The sequence below is a fragment of the Streptomyces asiaticus genome (assembly GCF_018138715.1).
In the GTDB taxonomy this organism is placed as follows: Bacteria; Actinomycetota; Actinomycetes; order Streptomycetales; family Streptomycetaceae; genus Streptomyces; species Streptomyces asiaticus.
This window is the reverse complement of sequence record NZ_JAGSHX010000006.1, coordinates 3,890,085-3,907,308: the sequence shown is the minus strand read 5'-3', so window position 1 is coordinate 3,907,308 and position 17,224 is coordinate 3,890,085. Positions and strand designations below refer to the sequence as shown.

Below are 17,224 nucleotides of genomic sequence, written 5' to 3'. Positions count from 1 at the left end.
ATGGCTCGCACCCGCACTCGGCTGCTGATGGCCGCCGCCGGGATCGCGGCCGTGTTCACCGCGACCGGCTGCGGCGCGGCGGACATGACCAAGCAGTCCTCGCCGTACGCCAATGTGGGCGGGGCGAAGAGCGTCACGCTCTCGGTCCAGTCGTGGGTCGGCGCCCAGTCCAATGTCGCGGTCGCCCAGTATCTGCTGGAGCATGAGCTGGGCTATCGCGTCGACACCGTCCAGGTGGACGAGGTTCCGGCGTGGGACGCGCTCAGCCAGGACCGGGTGGACGCGATCCTGGAGGACTGGGGCCATCCGGACCAGGAGCAGCGCTACGTCAAGGACAAGAAGACGATCGTGCCGGGCGGCGGGCTCGGCGTCACCGGCCATATCGGCTGGTGGGTGCCGAAGTACTTCGCCGACGCCCATCCGGACGTCCTGGACTGGAAGAACCTCAACACATACGCGAAGACCTTCAAGACCGCGGAGAGTGGCGGCAAGGGCCAGCTGCTGGACGGTTCACCGTCCTATGTCACCAATGACAAGGCGCTGGTGAAGAACCTGAAGCTGAACTACCAGATCGTCTTCGCGGGTTCGGAGGCGGCGCAGATCACCCAGATGAAGCAGTTCGCCAAGGCCAAGAAGCCGTTCCTGGCGTACTGGTACGAGCCGCAGTGGCTGTTCAACCAGGTGCCGATGGTCGAGGTCAAGCTGCCCAAGTACACGGACAAGTGCGCTGACGAGGGTGCCAAGGACCCCGACTCCTTCGACTGCGCCTACCCGACCACACCGCTACAGAAGTATCTGAACGCGGACTTCGCGAAGAAGGGTGGCAAGGCGGCGGCGTTCCTGAAGAAGTTCCACTGGACCAAGAAGGACCAGAACGAGGTGTCCGAGTTGATCGCCTCGCAGGGGATGTCACCCGAGGACGCCGCGAAGAAGTGGGTCGAGGCGCATCCGGACGTCTGGAAGAAGTGGCTGCCCTGAGCCCTGATCGTGCTCAGGGCAGCATGGGCGACCGGATTACTCCGGATGGCTTGAGGAAGCCCGCGGTGTCGAGTGTGCGGCCGAGCGGTTCGGGGAGCGTCACCGGCTCCCCGAACGCCGCTCGGTGCTTACGGCTTGTAGGCGCCGGGGGCCATGCGGGTGGTCACACCGATGCGGTTCCAGGCGTTGATGGTGAAGATCAGGGCGATGACCTGGGCCAGCTCACGCTCCTCGAAGTGCTTGGCGGCGCGCTCGTAGACCTCGTCCGGGACGAAGCCGTCGGTCAGGACGGTGACGGCCTCGGTCAGGGCGAGGGCGGCCCGCTCCTTCTCGGTGTAGAGGTCGTCGGCCTCCTCCCAGGCGTTGAGGAGGTACAGGCGGTCCTCGGACTCGCCCGCCGCGCGGGCGTCCTTGGTGTGCATGTCGATGCAGAAGGCGCAGTGGTTGAGCTGTGAGGCACGGACCTTGACCAGCTCGGCCAGCGTCGGGTCGACGCCCTTCCTGGCGGCCGCGTCCAGGGTGACCATGGCCTTGTAGACCTCGGGGGCGGCCTTGGCGAACTGCATCCGGGGGCCGTGTGCGTGCGAAGTACCGGTCGTCATGGCTCCACGCTAGAGGCCGGGCGGCCCAGGGGTATGGTCCATTTCCATGGCGGATTCATGGGCCACTCCGAGGGGCGAACCCGGACAGCGGACAGATGGCCCCGGACAGCGGGCGGGCGGCCCTGGACAGCGGGCGGGCGGCCCTGGACAGCGGGCAGACGGCCCCGGACAGCGGGCGGGGGGTCCGGCTGGGCCGGGGGCGGATCTCCATCTGGATCTGCCGCGGGGCGGCGGGACCGGGGTGCGGGACGCTCTCATCCGGGCCCTGCGCGACGCCGTCCGCGGCGGGCGGCTCGCCCCGGGCACCCGGCTGCCCTCCTCCCGCTCCCTCGCCGCCGACCTCGGCATCGCCCGGAACACCGTGGCCGACGCCTATGGGGAGCTGGTGGCCGAGGGCTGGCTGACGGCCCGGCAGGGCTCGGGCACCCGGGTCGCCCGGCGCGTCGTGCCGCCGGAGCCCGCGCCGCCGCGCACACCGCCTCCCGCCGCGGTGGCCGCCACCCGGCCCACCTACGATCTGCGGGCCGGTCAGCCCGATGTCTCGGCCTTCCCCCGGTCCGCCTGGCTCTCCGCGGCCCGGCGCGCCCTGACCGCCGCGCCGAACGAGGCCTTCGGCTACGGCGACCCCGCCGGACGGCCCGAGCTGCGGCGGGTCCTGGCCGACTATCTGGCGCGTGCCCGCGGGGTGCGGGCCGCGCCCGAACGGATCGTGGTCTGCGCCGGGTTCGTCCAGGGGCTGGCCCTGCTCAGCAGGGTGCGGGCGAAGGCCGGACACCGTGAGGTGGGCGTGGAGTCCTACGGGCTCGACGTCCACTGGAACGTGATGCGCGGGGCCGGGCTGCGCACCGTGCCGCTGCCGGTCGATCAGCAGGGCGTGCGGACGGCGGAGCTGGACCGGTCGGCCGGGCTCCGGACCGTTCTGCTCACCCCGGCGCATCAGTTCCCCACCGGGGTTTCGCTGCACCCCGACCGGCGCGCCGCCGTGGTCGACTGGGCGTCGCGGGTGGGCGGGCTGATCCTGGAGGACGACTACGACGGGGAGTTCCGCTATGACCGTCACCCGGTCGGGGCACTCCAGGGGCTCGACCCCGAGCATGTGGTCTATCTGGGCACCGCCAGCAAGAGCCTGGCACCCGCGCTGCGGCTCGCGTGGATGGTGGTGCCGGACCATCTGCTGGACGACGTCCTGGCGGTCAAGGGAACGGGGGAGTGGCAGTCGGGCGCGCTGGATCAGCTGACGCTCGCGGAGTTCATCGACTCCGGTGCGTACGACCGCCATGTGCGCGGTATGCGGATGCGCTACCGGCGGCGCCGCGACCAGTTGGTGGCGGCGCTCGCCGAACGCGCCCCGCGGGTGCGGGTCACGGGCATCGCGGCGGGGTTGCACGCGGTGCTCCAACTGCCGCCGGGCACCGAGCGGTCCGTGGTGCAGGGCGCGGCCTGGCAGAGCCTCGCCCTGGAGGGGCTGTCCCGCTACCGCTACCGCGAGCAGCGGCAGCCGGACGAGCCCGGACCGGATCCGGACGGGCAGCCGGACGCGCTGGTCTTCGCCTATGGCGCCCCGCCCGACCACGCCTTCACGGGCGCCCTGGAGGCACTGTGCCGGGTGCTGCCATGAAGGCCACGCCGCCGTTGCCCTAAGGTGGGCGGTCGCGGTCCCGGGGCCCGGGGAGAGGACGGCTCGAGCGGGACGACTGCCTCGGAGGCGATGACGGCCTCGGGGGAGAGGAACGGGGAGACGGGGATGGAACGGAAGACGACGCGGCGGCTTCGGTCGAGCACCGTGATACTGGGCGGTATGGGCGCGCTGGCGGCGGCGCTCACCTCCTGTGGTTCGGAACCGGACAAGCGCTGTGTGGACCGGAACAGCTATGACGCGGTGAACGGCTATCGGGTCGTCGACTCCGGCGCCTGCAAGGGCTCTTCGTCCACCACGGGCGGCAAGGGCAAGAAGAGCCGGGGCACATCGGGCGTCGATGGCGAGTGGTACTACGACTCCGACGTCAGCGGCCGGTGGGCGGATTACGGCACCTTCGACAAGAGCAAGGCGGCCGACCGGGGCGGCTTCGGCTGCTCGGGCTCCAGCGGCGGCTGAGCGGGCCGGCCCACGATGAAGCGCCACACCATCGACCCCCGCCCCGACTGGCAGTCCACGGTGGAGGAGCAGGGGGTCATCTATCCGCTGACCCGCTACCCGGACGGCTCGCTCCGCCCCTACTGGGACGAGAGCGCCTACTACGCCTTCTCGCTGCCCGAGGTCGAGGCGCTGGAGGAGGTCGTCGAGGAGCTGCACCGGATGTCGCTGGCGGCGGCCGCCCATATCGTCGAGACCGGCCGCTTCGCCGACCTCGGCATCGACGATCCACGGCTGGCCGGGCTGATCGCCGAGTCCTGGCACCGCAGGGCCGAACAGCCCAGCGTCTACGGCAGGTTCGATCTGCGCTACGACGGTGAGTCGGGCCCGGCGAAGCTGCTGGAGTACAACGCCGACACACCCACCTCGCTGGTGGAGGCGGCCAGCGCCCAGTGGTTCTGGATGGAGGACCGCTTCCCCGGCGCCGACCAGTGGAACTCCCTCCATGAACGGCTGGTGGACGCCTGGCGCACCCAGGCGGCGCTGCTGCCGCCGGGGACGCCCCTGTACTTCGCCCATTCGGCCGGGGACGAGCTGGGCGAGGACCTGATGACGGTGGCCTATCTCCGGGAGACGGCCGAGCAGGCCGGGCTGAGCACCGAGGCGATCTCCATGGAGGACATCGGCTGGGAACGGCTGTCGGGCCGCTTCGTGGACAAGCGGTTCCGCTTCATCCGGAGCTGCTTCAAGCTCTACCCCTGGGAGTGGCTGGCCACCGACCGGTTCGGCCCGCATGTGCTGGACACGCTGGACAACGGGGGCGGCACCGGATCCACCCTGTGGATCGAACCGGCCTGGAAGATGCTGCTGTCCAACAAGGCGCTGCTGGCCGTGTTGTGGGAGCTCTTCCCGGACCACCCCCATCTGCTGCCCGCCTACCTCGACGGCCCCCGGGAACTGGCCCGCACCACCGGCTATGTGGCCAAACCGCTGCTGGGCCGCGAGGGCGCGGGGGTCACCGTGCATCCGCCGGGCGAGGAGCCCGTCGTACGTGACGAGCCGTGCTGCTACCAGGAACTGGCGCCGCTGCCCGACTTCGACGGCAACCGCGTGGTGCTCGGCGCCTGGGTGGTCGAGGGCGAGTCGGCGGGGCTCGGCATCCGCGAGTCGGCTGGGCTGGTGACGGATGAGTACGCGCGCTTCATTCCCCATGTGATCCTCTGAGCCGCGCGGGATCACGGAGCTGTACGGGGACCGTGCCGTACGCGCTCACTCGGCCAGCACCGCCCTCAGCTGCTCCAGCCCCCACTCCAGATCCTCCTCGCTGATCACCAGGGGCGGGGCGATCCGGATCGTGGCGCCATGGGTGTCCTTGACCAGCACTCCGCGGTCCATCAGCCGCTCGGAGATCTGCCGCCCGGTGCCCCGCGACGGATCGATGTCCACCCCCGCCCACAGCCCCCGGCCGCGCACCTCCTGGACTCCCTTTCCCCGCAGCAGCCCCAGCTCCCGGTGGAGCAGCTCGCCCAGCGCGGCCGAGTGCCGCTGGAACTCCCCGGTCCGCACCATGGCGATGACCTCCAGGGCGACCGCGCAGCCGAGTGGGGAGCCGCCGAACGTCGAGCCGTGCTCCCCGGGGCGGTGCACCCCGAGGACCTCGCGGGAGGACACCACCGCCGACACCGGCACCACCCCGCCGCCCAGCGCCTTGCCCAGCACATAGGCGTCGGGGACCACGCCCTCGTGCTCGCAGGCGAAGGTGGTGCCGGTCCGGCCGAGGCCGGACTGGATCTCATCGGCGATGAACAGCACATTCCGCTCCCGGGTCAGCTCCCGGACCCCGGCCAGATAGCCGGGCGGCGGCACCACCACCCCCGCCTCACCCTGGATCGGCTCCAGCAGTACGGCGACCGTCTCCTCGGGCGCGGTGTCGAGCGTCGCCTCCATCGCCGCCAAGTCCCCGTACGGCACGATCGAGAACCCGGGGGTGAAGGGGCCGTGGTCGGCACGGGCCTCGGGATCGGTGGAGAAGCTGATGAGGGTGGTCGTCCGGCCGTGGAAGTTGTTCCCGGCGGCGATGATCCTGGCCCGGCCGTCCGGGACGCCCTTGATCCGATAGCCCCATTTGCGGGCGGTCTTGACGGCCGTCTCCACCGCCTCCGCGCCCGTGTTCATGGGCAGCACCATCTCCATGCCGCACAGCTCGGCCAGCTCGGAGCAGAAGGCGCCGAAGCGGTCGTGGTGGAAGGCGCGCGAGGTGAGGGTGACCCGGTCCAGCTGGGCCTTGGCGGCCTCGATCAGCCGGCGGTTGCGATGCCCGAAGTTGAGCGCCGAGTATCCGGCGAGGAGATCGAGATAGCGGCGGCCCTCGACATCGGTCATCCAGGCGCCCTCGGCGGACGCGACGACGACCGGCAGCGGGTGGTAGTTGTGCGCGCCATGGGCCTCGGCGGCGGCGATGGCCCGCTCCGCGGAGCGTCCCGGTCCCATCTTGTCCTCCTTGTCTCACTAGCTAGAGTGGGGGTGCGCATCGTGACTGGCGAGCCGAGCGTGGAACCGACCACGAGGAAGCGATGCGCGGCCACAGCGCCACGAGGTGCCGCCCGCCTGGGCACCCCGGGACACGACCGGACCGTCACCGATCGCCCCGGAGGACTCGATGAGCCTGCCCCTGTCCCATCCCGCCCTTCTCGCCGCCGACCCCGAACTGGCCTCGCTCGTCGGCTCCGAGGAGCTGTTGCAGTCCGAGACCCTGCGCCTGATCCCGAGCGAGAACTATGTCTCCGCCGCCGTCCTGGAAGCCTCCGGGACGGTGCTCCAGAACAAGTACAGCGAGGGCTACGCGGGCCGCCGCTACTACGAGGGCCAGCAGGTCATCGACCAGGTGGAGACCCTGGCGATCAACCGGGCCAAGGCCGTCTTCGGCGCCGAGCACGCCAATGTCCAGCCCTACTCCGGCTCGCCCGCCAACCTCGCGGTCTATCTGGCCTTCGCCAAGCCCGGTGACACCGTGATGGGCATGTCACTGCCCATGGGCGGCCATCTCACCCATGGCTGGGGCGTCTCCGCCACCGGCGCCTGGTTCCGCGGTGTCCAGTACGGGGTGCGGCAGGACACCGGCGCGATCGACTTCGACCAGGTGCGCGAGCTGGCCCGCAAGGAGCGGCCCAAGCTGATCTTCTGCGGTGGCACGGCGGTGCCCCGCACGATCGACTTCGCCGCCTTCGCGGAGATCGCCCGCGAGGTGGACGCGGTGCTCGTGGCCGATATCGCGCATATCGCCGGTCTGATCGCGGGCGGCGCCCATCCCTCGCCCGTCCCGTACGCCGATGTCATCTCCACCACCACTCATAAGACGCTCCGGGGTCCGCGCGGCGCGATGCTGATGTCGCGCGAGACCCATGCCAAGGCCATCGACAAGGCCGTCTTCCCCGGGCTCCAGGGCGGTCCGCACAACCAGACCACCGCCGCCATCGCGGTGGCCCTGCACGAGGCCGCCCAGCCCGCCTTCCGTGACTACGCCCGAGCCGTGGTCGCCAACGCCAAGGCGCTCGCCGAGGAACTGCTCGCCCGCGGTTTCGAGCTGGTCTCCGGCGGCACCGACAACCATCTGATCCTGATGGACCTGACGCCCAAGGAGGTGCCGGGCAAGGTCGCGGCCAAGGCCCTGGACCAGGCCGGGATCGTGGTGAACTACAACACCGTCCCGTACGACCCGCGCAAGCCCTTCGACCCGTCCGGTATCCGGATCGGCACCCCCTCTCTCACCTCGCGCGGTCTGTCCACCGAGCACATGCCCGCCGTGGCCGACTGGATCGACCGCGGGGTGACCGCCGCGGGGAGCGGTGACGAGGGCGCCCTCACCAAGATCAGGGCCGAGGTGTCCGAGCTGATGGCGGCCTACCCGGCGCCCGGTCTGCCGACCGGCTGACCCCCGGCGCGGGGCCCTGCCCGGCCTCCAGGCCGGGCAGCGGCCGCCACCACTGCTCCTCCCGGATCCGGTCGTCGTCGGCCACCGGCACCGGCAGGCCCACGATCCGGGCCAGCACCCGCTCGACCAGCGTCTCCCCGCCCCCCGGCGGGACGCCGCCCTCCGATGCCCCCGGGGGCGCGCCGTCCTCCGGCTCCACGCCGCCCGCCTGCGACACGCCGCGCCGCGACGGTCCGCCGGACGGCGGTATCCCCGGCCCCCGTCCGAGCGCCCGCAGCTCTCCGGGCAGCCCTCCCTCGGCCATCTCCGTCGCCTCCCCACTCCATCCCATCGGCCGTCTCCCTCTCGCTCTCCGGCGTCTCCGACGGCCCCAGCAGCCGCTCCAGCCGTCTCAGGGCGCGGCTCAGCCGCGATTTCACCGTGCCGCGAGGCCAGCCCAGCGCCTCCGCGGTCTCCCCCTCGTCCAGATCCAGCAGATAGCGGTGGACCACCACCCGCCGCTGTGGCTCGCTCAGCTCCTCCAGCGCGGCCAGCAGCCGCGCCCGCCGCTCGCCCGCCAGCGCCACGGCCGCCGGATCGGCCGACTCCGGTATCACCGGCTCGGCCCCGGCCAGCAGCGCCCCCTCCCGGTCCGCCGCCGTCCGTCTCCGGCGCGCCGAGCGCACCGCGTTACTCGTCTCATGGGCGACGATCCGCAGCAGCCAGGGGCGGAACGCCGCCTCGCTCTGGAACCGCCCGAGCGCGAGATACGCCTTCACAAAGGCGTCCTGCACCACATCCTCGGCATCCGCGCCCGCCCCGAGCAGCCGGGCGGTGCGGTGCGCGATCGGCGCATGGGCCCGCACCAGCTCGGCATACGCCTCGGCGTCGCCGGCCCGGACCCGCGCGATGATCTGTGCTTCACCAGTCCTCACACATCTCATACACCGGCGGACGGAGTCTGGTTCCACACCTGAGAGAATGGGTGCCATGGCCCTCGATCGTCCCCGTGCGCTCTCCGGTATCCAGCCCACAGCAGGTTCCTTCCACCTCGGCAACTACCTCGGCGCGATCCGGCAGTACGTCGCGTTGCAGGAGACCCACGACGCGTTCTACACCGTGGTCGACCTGCACGCGATCACCGTGCCGCAGGATCCGGCGGAGCTGCGCGCCAACAGCCGGCTCGCCGCAGCCCAGCTGCTCGCCTCCGGTCTGGACCCGGACCGCTGCACGCTCTTCATCCAGAGCCATGTGCCCGAGCACGCCCAGCTCGGCTGGGTGATGAACTGTCTCACCGGCTTCGGCGAGGCGTCCCGGATGACGCAGTTCAAGGACAAGTCGGCCAAGCACGGCGCCGACCGGGCCACCGTCGGCCTCTTCACCTACCCGATCCTCCAGGTCGCGGACATCCTGCTCTACCAGGCCAACCACGTCCCCGTCGGCGAGGACCAGCGCCAGCACATCGAGCTCACCCGCGATCTGGCCGACCGCTTCAACGGCCGCTTCGGCGAGATCTTCACCGTCCCCGAGCCGTACATCGTCAAGGAGACGGGCAAGATCTACGACCTCCAGGACCCGACGATCAAGATGAGCAAGTCGGCGTCCACGCCGAAGGGCATCGTCAGCCTCCTCGACGAGCCCAAGGTCTCGGCGAAGAAGATCAAGAGCGCGGTGACCGACCTCGAGACGGAGATCCGCTTCGACGAGGAGAAGAAGCCGGGCGTCAGCAATCTGCTGACCATCTACTCGACCCTGACCGGCACCGCCATCGCGGAGTTGGAGCGCCGTTACGAGGGCAAGGGCTACGGCGCGCTCAAGACCGACCTCTCCGAGGTGCTGGTCGAGTGGGTCACCCCGTTCCGCGAGCGGACCCAGGAATACCTGGGCGACCCCGCGACGTTGGACGGAATCCTGGCCAAGGGCGCGGACAAGGCCCGAGCCGTCGCCGCCGAAACACTGGCCGCCACCTACGACAAGGTGGGCTTCCTGCCCGCGGCGCGCTGAGCGCCACGCCGAGCGCCGTGGGCACCACCCGGTGAGCACGGCGCGCCCCGCGCACGTATTCATACGGACCCGCGTCATATGGACCCGCGCGGACAGCGGAACACACCGGTCCGACCCCCTGACCAGGGGGCCTTTGGACGGGTGTGCCAAAGGACCGAGGAATCTAGCCGCGAGGGCGGCGCAGCCGCCACACTGACACGGGTGCAGCGGCCAGAACCCAGCAGCCCGGGAGGGCCAGGAGGGAGAACGCAGTGGGGACCGTAACGCTCGGCGTTTCGATCGCGGTCCCGGAGCCGTACGGCAGCTTCCTCCAGGAGCGGCGCGCGGGCTTCGGGGACCCGGCCGCCCATGGCATCCCCACGCATGTGACCCTCCTGCCGCCGACCGAGGTCGACGTCGCGGCGCTGCCCGCCGTGGAGGACCATCTGGCGCGGGTCGCGGCCGAGGGGCGGCCGTTCCCGATGCGGCTGGAGGGCACCGGCACCTTCCGGCCGCTCTCGCCGGTGGTCTTCGTCAGGATCGTCGAGGGCGCGGAGGAGTGCGCGGTGCTCCAGGAGCGGATCCGGGCGGAGTCCGGGCCGTGCGCGCGTGAGCTCCAGTTTCCGTACCACCCGCATGTCACGGTCGCGCACGGCATCGACGAGGAGGCGATGGACCGGGCGTTCGCGGAGCTCAAGGAGTACGAGGCCGCCTGGACGATCACCGGCTTCGCGCTGTACGAGCAGGGGGCGGACGGGGTCTGGCGGCTGGACCGCGAATATCCCTTCGGGGCGGATGAACAGCCGGGCGGTGTACCGCCCGTGGTGCCCCGTCAGGTGGATCTCTCGCGCCCCGCGGCGCCCTCTCGTTAGCCGAGTGGCAGCCGGGAGACGCAGGGGGCAGCAGGCGGCGTGCGGCCGTCACCAGCCGCAGCGCGCCCGGTGCCCAGACGACCGGGGCGCGCCGCCGCAGCCCCTCCTCGATGGCCTTCGCGACCGCCTGGGGCGAGGTGGCCAGTGGTGCGGGCCGCAGCCCGGCCGTGAGCTTCGTACGGACGAAGCCGGGGCGTACGACCATCACATGGACGCCCGTGCCGCGCAGCGTGTCCCCCAGCCCCCGGGCGAACGCGTCGAGCCCGGCCTTGGCGGAGGCGTGGACGAAGTCGGTGCGGCGGAGCCGTCCGGCGGCGGCCGAGGTGAGCACCACCAGTGAGCCATGGCCCTGGCGGCGCATGGCGTTGGCGCAGATCAGGGCCGCGGAGACGGCGCCGGTGTAGTTGGTCCGGGCGATCCGGACCGCTGCCTGGGGATCGGTCTCGTCCCGCGCCTGGACGCCCAGGACGCCGAAGGCCAGCAGCACCAGGTCGATGTCGCCCTCGGCGAAGACCTTGCCCAGGGTCACCTCGTGGGCCTCGGGGGCGAGCGCGTCGAAGGGCACCGTAAGGGTGTCGGCACCGAGGTCCCGCAGCTGCCGCGCGGCCGACTCCAGGGCGGGTGAGGGACGGCCGGCCAGCCAGACCGTGCGGGCGCGCCGGGTGATCAGGCGGCGGACGGTCGCCAGGGCGATCTCGGAGGTGCCGCCCAGGACGAGCAGCGACTGCGGGGAACCGACGACGTCCTTCATGGAGGGAACTTATCCCGCCGATCCGGGGCATATGGAGTGATCGTGCGTCCGTATGTCCGCCCTCACCGAAAAGAGTGATGAGGGGAGCGCCGGTCCGGGGAACCCGGATATCCGAAACCGCGCGCCCGGCGCGCCGAGGAGTGACAACGCGCAGAAGGGTAGTTGCTGATCATGGAATCGTTGACCCGGCTGCCTGTCGTCGGCCCCGCCCTGGCCTGGCTGATGCACACCCACGCCTGGCGTACGTACGAACGGCTCGACCGCGTCCACTGGACCCGGCTGGCCGCCGCGATCACGTTCACCAGCTTCCTCGCCTTCTTCCCGCTCATCGCCGTCGGTGCGGCGATCGGCGCGGCGACGCTCAGCCAGTCGCAGATGGCGCAGCTCCAGAAGAAGCTCGCCCAGCAGATCCCCGGTATCTCCGGCCAGCTCGACCTGGGCGCACTCGTCCAGAACGCCGGCACGATCGGGGTCGTCGCGGGCGCCCTGCTGCTGTTCACCGGCATCAGCTGGGTGGGCTCGCTGCGCGAGTGCCTGCGCGCCGTATGGGAGCTGGAGGAGGACCCCGGCAATCCGCTGGTGCGCAAGGTCAAGGACGCGTACGTGCTGGTCGGGCTGGGCGGGGTGGCGCTCGTCTCGTTCGCCGTGTCCGCCCTGGCCGCCACCGCCGTGGGCCGGGTCGCCCGGCTCATCGGCATCCCCGAGAACGGGGTCGGCGGCTGGCTGCTGTGGGTCGCCGCGTTCCTCATCGCCGTCGGCGCCGACTTCCTGCTGCTGTGCTACGTGCTGACCTGGCTCCCCGGCGTGGAGCCGCCCCGCCGCACGGTCGTGGTCGCCGCGCTCATCGGGGCGATCGGCTTCGAACTGCTCAAGCTGCTGCTCAGCAGCTATCTGAAGGATGTCGCCGCCAAGAGCATGTACGGGGCGTTCGGGGTGCCCATCGCGCTGCTGCTGTGGATCAACTTCACCGCGAAACTCACGCTGTACTGCGCGGCCTGGACCGCCACCCCGCCCGCCGCCCAGGCCGAGCACGAGGAGGAATGGGCGGCCGAGGCGGACAAGGCCCAGCCGTCGGAGCCGTCGGAGCCGTCGGAGCCGTCCGGGTCGCCCGAGCCGTCCGGGCCGTCGGGGCGGCCCGAGCCGGAGGTCGAAAAGCACCGCGCCGGCAGGCCGGAAGGCCCGCCGGCGGCGGCGTGACAACGGACGGCGGCGACCGTAAGGCGGCCACGGCGGCCGCGTAAGGCGCTACGGCGGCCGTAAGGCGGCCACGGTGGCCGTAAGGGCTTCGCTCAGTCGCGCGAGCGGCGGCGCACCAGCTCCGGGAGCGGCCAGCGGCGGTGCACCCCGAAGGCCACCGCGCCCAGCAGCGCCAGGGAGCCGCCCGTGATGCCCATCGCGGTCCACATACCGCCGGAGCTTCCGTTGTCCGTCGAGACGGACGCCTGGGCGTGCTTATGGCCGTCCTCGCCACCAGCCGAGGAGTGGTTCGCGCCCGCCGCGCCCGGCCGGACGAGGGTGCCGACCGGGTTCACCGAGCCCGACGCCTTGAACCCCCAGTCGAAGAGCTTCGCGGTCTCCCTGTAGACCTCGTTCGGCTGTTTCTCCTGCGGGTTCATGACGGTGACCAGCAGCACCCGGTTACCCCGCTGGGCGACCCCGGTGAAGGTGGCGCCCGCGTTCGTGGTGTTGCCGTTCTTGACCCCGGCGATGCCCTTGTAGGGCTCGACGCCGAGGCCGGTCAGCAGCCGGTTGGTGTTCTGGATGCCGAAGCTGGAGCGGGTCTTCTTGCCCTTCTTGTCCTTCTGGAACACACCGGGGAACTGCGCGGTCGCCGTCGAGCAGTACTCCCGGAAATCCGCCTTCTGAAGTCCCGAGCGGGCGAACAGGGTCAGGTCGTACGCGCTGCTGACCTGGCCCTTCTCGTCGTAGCCATCCGGGGTGACCACATGGGTGTCCCGGGCGTTCAGGTGCTTCGCGTGTGCCTGCATCTCCCTTACGGTCGCCGGGACCCCGCCGTTCATGGCCGACAGCACATGGACCGCGTCGTTGCCCGAGCGCAGGAAGACGCCGAGCCACAGGTCGTGGACCGAGTAGGTGTAGTTCTCCTTCACCCCGACCAGGCTGCTGCCCTCACCCATGCCCTCCAGGTCGGACAGCTGCACCTTGTGGGTCTTCGTCTTCGGCATCTTCGGCAGCAGGGTGTCCGCGAACAGCATCTTCAGCGTGGACGCGGGCGGCAGCTGCCAGTGGGCGTTGTGCGAGGCGAGCACATCGCCCGACTCGGCATCGGCCACCAGCCACGACTTCCCACTGAGCCCCTTGGGCAGCGCGGGCGCGCCCGGCTTCGGGTCCACCTGGGTGTCGGGGCGGCCGAGCCGCTTCCCGCCCACCGTGGACATGTGCGCGGGCGGCTTGACCGCGTCGGTGGAGCCGCCCGGCTGGTCGGCGGCGTGCGCCGGAGCGGCGGCGAGCGGACCGCACAGCAGGAGGGCGGCGGCGGTGGCGGCCAGCGGGGCGACGGCGCGGCGGGCGGGGGTTCGGCTCTTGCCGGAGATCTTGTCGGTACTCTCGCCGGTGCTCTTACGGGTGCTGTGTCGGACGTGAGTGCTGGTGAAGGAAGGTGTGGGCACGGAGGTGAACGTACCTGGCGTCGCTGAGGAGAGCGACAGCAGTGCCGACGTATTGACGGCAGACCCCCGCGTGGAGGTATGGGAGGCCGTGCCCATACTGGAGACCATGAAGCTCAGCCGCCCCGTGTCCTGGTTCCTGCTCGCCTTCGGGGTCTGGAGCTGGGTCATCTGGTTCACCTTTGTCAAAAATTTGTGGAAGGACGCCAGCGGACTCGCCTTCGACGACTCCGGTGACCCCACCGCGTACTTTTGGGTGCATCTGCTGCTCGCGATCACCTCGTTTCTCTTGGGGACGGCGATCGGGGTGATCGGGTTGCGTGGTGTGCGCGCCCTGCGCCGGAACGACGCCTCCGAGTAACCGTTCAGGCAGCCGTGGCAGACAGCTGTGCGGCAGGCAGCCGTGGCAGGCAGTCGCGTAGTGGCTAGGGGAGGGGACCGGGGATGGTCGTGCTCTACGTCCTGCTCGCACTGGTCGTCGTCGGTCTGCTGACCGGCGTCCACTGGTACGTGTGGCGGCGGCTCGTCCGCGATACGACGGCGCGCGGGGGATGGGCGCGCCGTACGGGCACGGCGGCGGCCTTCGCGCTGCCACTGATCAGCGTCGGCGCGCTGATCGCGGGCCGCGCGGGCGCGCCCTTCCCCCTCCAGCGCGCCCTCGCCTGGCCGGGCTACCTCTGGCTCGCGCTGCTCCTGTACCTGACCCTGGCACTGCTGGTTGGCGAGGCGGTACGCCCCCTGCTGCGCGCCTGGCTGAACAAGTCCGCTGATGTGCGGTCGACCGAGGGCCCGGAGGCGCCAGGCGGCCCGCCAGGCGGGCTGCCGACGGCGTTCGCCGACGACAGCGGCGCCGCCGCTCCCGCTCCCGCTCCGGCGGCCGTCTGCACGGGCGGCCGCGAGGGCGCGGCGGCCGAAGGCGGCGCGGGCCCAGCGGCCGGAGATGGCCTGGGCGCGGCTGTGGTGAGTGAAGCCGAGGCCATCGCCGACGGGGCCATCGAGACCCCGGCGGGGGCGGCGGGGCCCGCCGTGGCAGGGGCGGCCAAGGTCGCTGAGGGCGACGCCGCCAAGCCCACCGCACAGTCGGCCGTCAAGTCCACCGCACAGCCGGCTGCCAAGCCCACCGCACAGCCGGCCGCCAAGTCCACCGCACAGTCGGCCGTCAAGGGCGGCGCGGCGGACCTCGCGGGCGCCGCCCCCGCGTCCTCTTCTCGCCGTCTCTTCGTCGCGCGGGCCGTCGCCGTCGGGGCCACCGCCGTGGCGGCCGGGACGGTGGGGTACGGGACGTACACCGTGTTGCGCGGGCCGCGGGTCAAGCGGATCGCCGTGCCGCTCGCCAAGCTGCCGCGCCGGGCGCACGGCTTCCGGATCGCCGTCGTCAGCGATATCCACCTCGGGCCGATCCTGGGCCGTGACCACACCTGGCGGGTGGTCGAGGCGGTCAACCGCACCAACCCCGACCTCGTCGCCGTCGTCGGCGACCTCGTGGACGGCAGCGTGGCCGACCTCGGCCCGGCCGCCGAGCCGCTGCGCGGGCTGAGCGCCCGCCACGGCAGCTACTTCGTCACCGGCAACCACGAGTACTACTCGGGCGCCGCCGAATGGGTGGACCACGTCCGCGAGCTGGGCCTGCGGCCCCTGGAGAACGAGCGCACCGAGCTGCCCGGCTTCGATCTCGCCGGGGTGAACGACGTCGCGGGCGAGGGCGAGGGCCACGGTCCCGACTTCGGCAAGGCGCTCGGCGACCGCGACCGCTCACGCGCCTCGGTGCTGCTCGCCCATCAGCCGGTGGTGATCCACGACGCGGTGAAGGCGGGCGTGGATCTCCAGCTCTCCGGCCACACCCACGGCGGTCAGCTGTGGCCCGGCAACTATGTGGCCGAGCTCGCCAACCCGACCGCCGCCGGGCTCGACCGGTACGGCGACACCCAGCTCTATGTGACCCGCGGCGCGGGCGCCTGGGGCCCGCCGGTACGGGTCGGGGCGCCCCCGGACGTCACCGTCGTGGAGCTCGCCTCGACCCGCGCCTGAGCGATCGCCGTCACATCAGCCCGCCCCGCGTCAGCGGGAGCTGACGGCGGGCCGCTGCGCCTCCGCCGGGCCCGGGCCGGTGGTGACCAGGGTGGCCAGGGGGCGGCCGGGTGCGGCCGCCGGTGCCTCGGCGTCCGCCCGCGCCACCGCGAGCGGGGCCTGGTCGGCAGCCTGCCCCGCGCCCCGCGCCGCCGCCAGCACCGCCCGCCGGTGCGGCAGCGTCGCGTTGCGGATGCCCGAGAGGCGGTCGTGCGGGGCCAGCCGGTCCGGGTGGCGCAGCGTCTTCCGTACGCACACCGCCGTCAGGGTGAACCCGGCCATCACCGCCAGCAGTTGAACGGGGCTCAGCGCCATGAGAATCGCCGCCGCGCCCTGCGTGCCCGAGTCACGGGCGCTGGCGTACAGGCGGGCCGGATACGGCTCGTTCAGCAGGGTCAGCACCGCCAGGAACAGCCCCGCCAGGAACGGCATCACCAGCGCCCCGAGCAGCAGCGCGCGCAGGGTCAGCCGCCAGGCGACCAGCGGGCCGTCGTCGTCCGCCACCAGCTTCAGCAGCAACAGCCGCTTTCCGGGGGTCGCCCCCGTAGCCAGCGGCAGCAGCACGAACCAGGCCACGAAGATTCCCACCAGCATCCCCGTCGGGGCCGACCTGCCCCGGTAGATCACGGCGGTGATGAACACCGAGACGACGACATATCCGGCCACATCCACGACCAGTGCCGTCAGCCGCCGCCCGAACGGAACCGGCCGCGCCGCCAGGGCCCGCCCGTCCAGCGTCTCCAGCGTCGGCAGCATCCGCGCGACCGGCCCGGCCAGCAGCCAGCCGGCCATCGCCCCGGCGGTGTTGACGATCAGGTCGTCCACGTCGAACAGCCGGTACGGGCAGCTGTAGAGACCCCACACCCCGGTCCACTGCGTCAGCTCGAAGGACAGCGAGACCGCGAAGCCGATCGCGGCGGTGGCGGGCAGCGAGCGCCGGAAGTGATAGCGCAGGAAGACACCGAGCGGCAGGAGGAGCAGCAGGTTGAAGACGGTTCCGGCGACGGCGGGGTTCTGGAGGACCAGCGCGTTGAGCCCGACCTTGTGGTCCGCTTCCTTCCAGATGTCTCTGAAGGTGTTCCCGGGCACCCACTGCGGATGGGCCACCATCGCGAACCGCCGGCACATATCGGGGGTCTGCTTCGGCAGCGGCACGATCGTCATGCAGAGGGCCGTGAGGGAGTAGTAGAGGAAGCCGTACAGCGACAGGGCCCGGCCCCGGGACATCACGCCGTGGCGGCGGTACAGGGCGACGGCTGTCGGCAGCAACAGTAAGAGCGCCAGCAGAGGGAAGAGCGCGGCAGCGGTCTTGATCGGGAGGACGTAGGCGGTGGCCATGAGCACGACTATACGCGATGTG

Annotated in this window: 14 protein-coding genes, 2 pseudogenes and 1 riboswitch; of the genes and pseudogenes, 10 read left to right on the top strand and 6 right to left on the bottom strand. The window is 71.6% G+C overall.

The genetic code is table 11. The features are described 5' to 3' along the window. Positions 1 to 978, top strand: coding sequence for an ABC transporter substrate-binding protein (locus KHP12_RS23890; protein WP_086883193.1), 978 nt, complete (start codon positions 1 to 3; stop codon positions 976 to 978). Positions 979 to 1,106: 128 nt separating this feature from the next. On the opposite strand, the gene KHP12_RS23885 is transcribed toward KHP12_RS23890, so the two are convergent. Further along, on the bottom strand, positions 1,107 to 1,580 hold the full coding sequence (locus KHP12_RS23885) for a carboxymuconolactone decarboxylase family protein (protein WP_086883192.1): 474 nt from the start codon (positions 1,578 to 1,580) through the stop codon (positions 1,107 to 1,109). A 46-nt stretch (positions 1,581 to 1,626) separates the two neighbouring features. On the opposite strand from KHP12_RS23885, the gene pdxR reads away from it, so the two are divergent. The 3 genes from pdxR to KHP12_RS23870 all read left to right on the top strand — a co-directional run bounded on the left by pdxR (position 1,627) and on the right by KHP12_RS23870 (position 4,878). After that, positions 1,627 to 3,198, top strand: coding sequence for a MocR-like pyridoxine biosynthesis transcription factor PdxR (gene pdxR / locus KHP12_RS23880; RefSeq protein ID WP_211833696.1), 1,572 nt, complete (start codon positions 1,627 to 1,629; stop codon positions 3,196 to 3,198). Between the two features lie 126 nt (positions 3,199 to 3,324). Further along, positions 3,325 to 3,675: a hypothetical protein gene (locus KHP12_RS23875; RefSeq protein ID WP_086881031.1), complete on the top strand. Its 351-nt coding sequence runs from the start codon at positions 3,325 to 3,327 to the stop codon at positions 3,673 to 3,675. A gap of 15 nt (positions 3,676 to 3,690) precedes the next feature. Then, positions 3,691 to 4,878, top strand: coding sequence for a glutathionylspermidine synthase family protein (locus KHP12_RS23870; RefSeq protein WP_211833694.1), 1,188 nt, complete (start codon positions 3,691 to 3,693; stop codon positions 4,876 to 4,878). A gap of 45 nt (positions 4,879 to 4,923) precedes the next feature. Here KHP12_RS23870 and rocD read toward each other — a convergent pair whose 3' ends face one another. Beyond that, on the bottom strand, positions 4,924 to 6,144 hold the full coding sequence (gene rocD, locus KHP12_RS23865) for an ornithine--oxo-acid transaminase (protein ID WP_211833692.1): 1,221 nt from the start codon (positions 6,142 to 6,144) through the stop codon (positions 4,924 to 4,926). 32 nt (positions 6,145 to 6,176) lie between these two features. After that, a riboswitch (ZMP/ZTP riboswitch) is annotated at positions 6,177 to 6,274 on the top strand. 39 nt (positions 6,275 to 6,313) lie between these two features. On the opposite strand from rocD, the gene glyA reads away from it, so the two are divergent. Then, positions 6,314 to 7,585 (top strand): serine hydroxymethyltransferase, encoded by a 1,272-nt coding sequence (gene glyA / locus KHP12_RS23860; RefSeq protein WP_037953576.1) that lies wholly within the window; start codon positions 6,314 to 6,316, stop codon positions 7,583 to 7,585. Positions 7,586 to 7,923: 338 nt separating this feature from the next. On the opposite strand, the pseudogene KHP12_RS23855 reads toward glyA, so the two are convergent. Beyond that, a pseudogene (locus tag KHP12_RS23855) lies at positions 7,924 to 8,478 on the bottom strand (RNA polymerase sigma factor); the annotation flags it as partial. Between the two features lie 76 nt (positions 8,479 to 8,554). Between KHP12_RS23855 and trpS the strand changes: the two are divergent. Both trpS and KHP12_RS23845 read left to right on the top strand, forming a co-directional pair. After that, entirely contained in the window at positions 8,555 to 9,568 is a 1,014-nt protein-coding gene (gene trpS, locus KHP12_RS23850) for a tryptophan--tRNA ligase (protein WP_086881034.1), read from the top strand. 251 nt (positions 9,569 to 9,819) lie between these two features. Next, positions 9,820 to 10,419, top strand: a complete 600-nt coding sequence (locus KHP12_RS23845) for a 2'-5' RNA ligase family protein (RefSeq protein WP_086881035.1) — start codon at positions 9,820 to 9,822, stop codon at positions 10,417 to 10,419. Positions 10,420 to 10,444: 25 nt separating this feature from the next. Here the strand turns inward: KHP12_RS23845 and dprE2 are convergent. Then, positions 10,445 to 11,170: pseudogene (dprE2, locus tag KHP12_RS23840) on the bottom strand (decaprenylphospho-beta-D-erythro-pentofuranosid-2-ulose 2-reductase); the annotation flags it as partial. Positions 11,171 to 11,341: 171 nt separating this feature from the next. Here dprE2 and KHP12_RS23835 point away from each other — a divergent pair. Next, on the top strand, positions 11,342 to 12,367 hold the full coding sequence (locus KHP12_RS23835) for a YihY/virulence factor BrkB family protein (protein ID WP_086881045.1): 1,026 nt from the start codon (positions 11,342 to 11,344) through the stop codon (positions 12,365 to 12,367). Positions 12,368 to 12,459: 92 nt separating this feature from the next. On the opposite strand, the gene KHP12_RS23830 is transcribed toward KHP12_RS23835, so the two are convergent. Next, the gene (locus KHP12_RS23830; RefSeq protein WP_372455220.1) at positions 12,460 to 13,896 is read right to left on the bottom strand and encodes a D-alanyl-D-alanine carboxypeptidase family protein; all 1,437 of its coding nucleotides are present in this window, start codon (positions 13,894 to 13,896) and stop codon (positions 12,460 to 12,462) included. A gap of 10 nt (positions 13,897 to 13,906) precedes the next feature. On the opposite strand from KHP12_RS23830, the gene KHP12_RS51255 reads away from it, so the two are divergent. Beyond that, complete coding sequence (locus tag KHP12_RS51255) at positions 13,907 to 14,158, top strand: SCO4848 family membrane protein (RefSeq protein WP_037953585.1); 252 nt, start codon at positions 13,907 to 13,909, stop codon at positions 14,156 to 14,158. Between the two features lie 83 nt (positions 14,159 to 14,241). Beyond that, positions 14,242 to 15,825: a metallophosphoesterase gene (locus tag KHP12_RS23825; protein ID WP_211833690.1), complete on the top strand. Its 1,584-nt coding sequence runs from the start codon at positions 14,242 to 14,244 to the stop codon at positions 15,823 to 15,825. A 30-nt stretch (positions 15,826 to 15,855) separates the two neighbouring features. Here the strand turns inward: KHP12_RS23825 and KHP12_RS23820 are convergent, their stop codons facing one another. Further along, positions 15,856 to 17,202, bottom strand: coding sequence for a VanZ family protein (locus KHP12_RS23820; protein ID WP_211833688.1), 1,347 nt, complete (start codon positions 17,200 to 17,202; stop codon positions 15,856 to 15,858). Positions 17,203 to 17,224 lie beyond the last annotated feature (22 nt).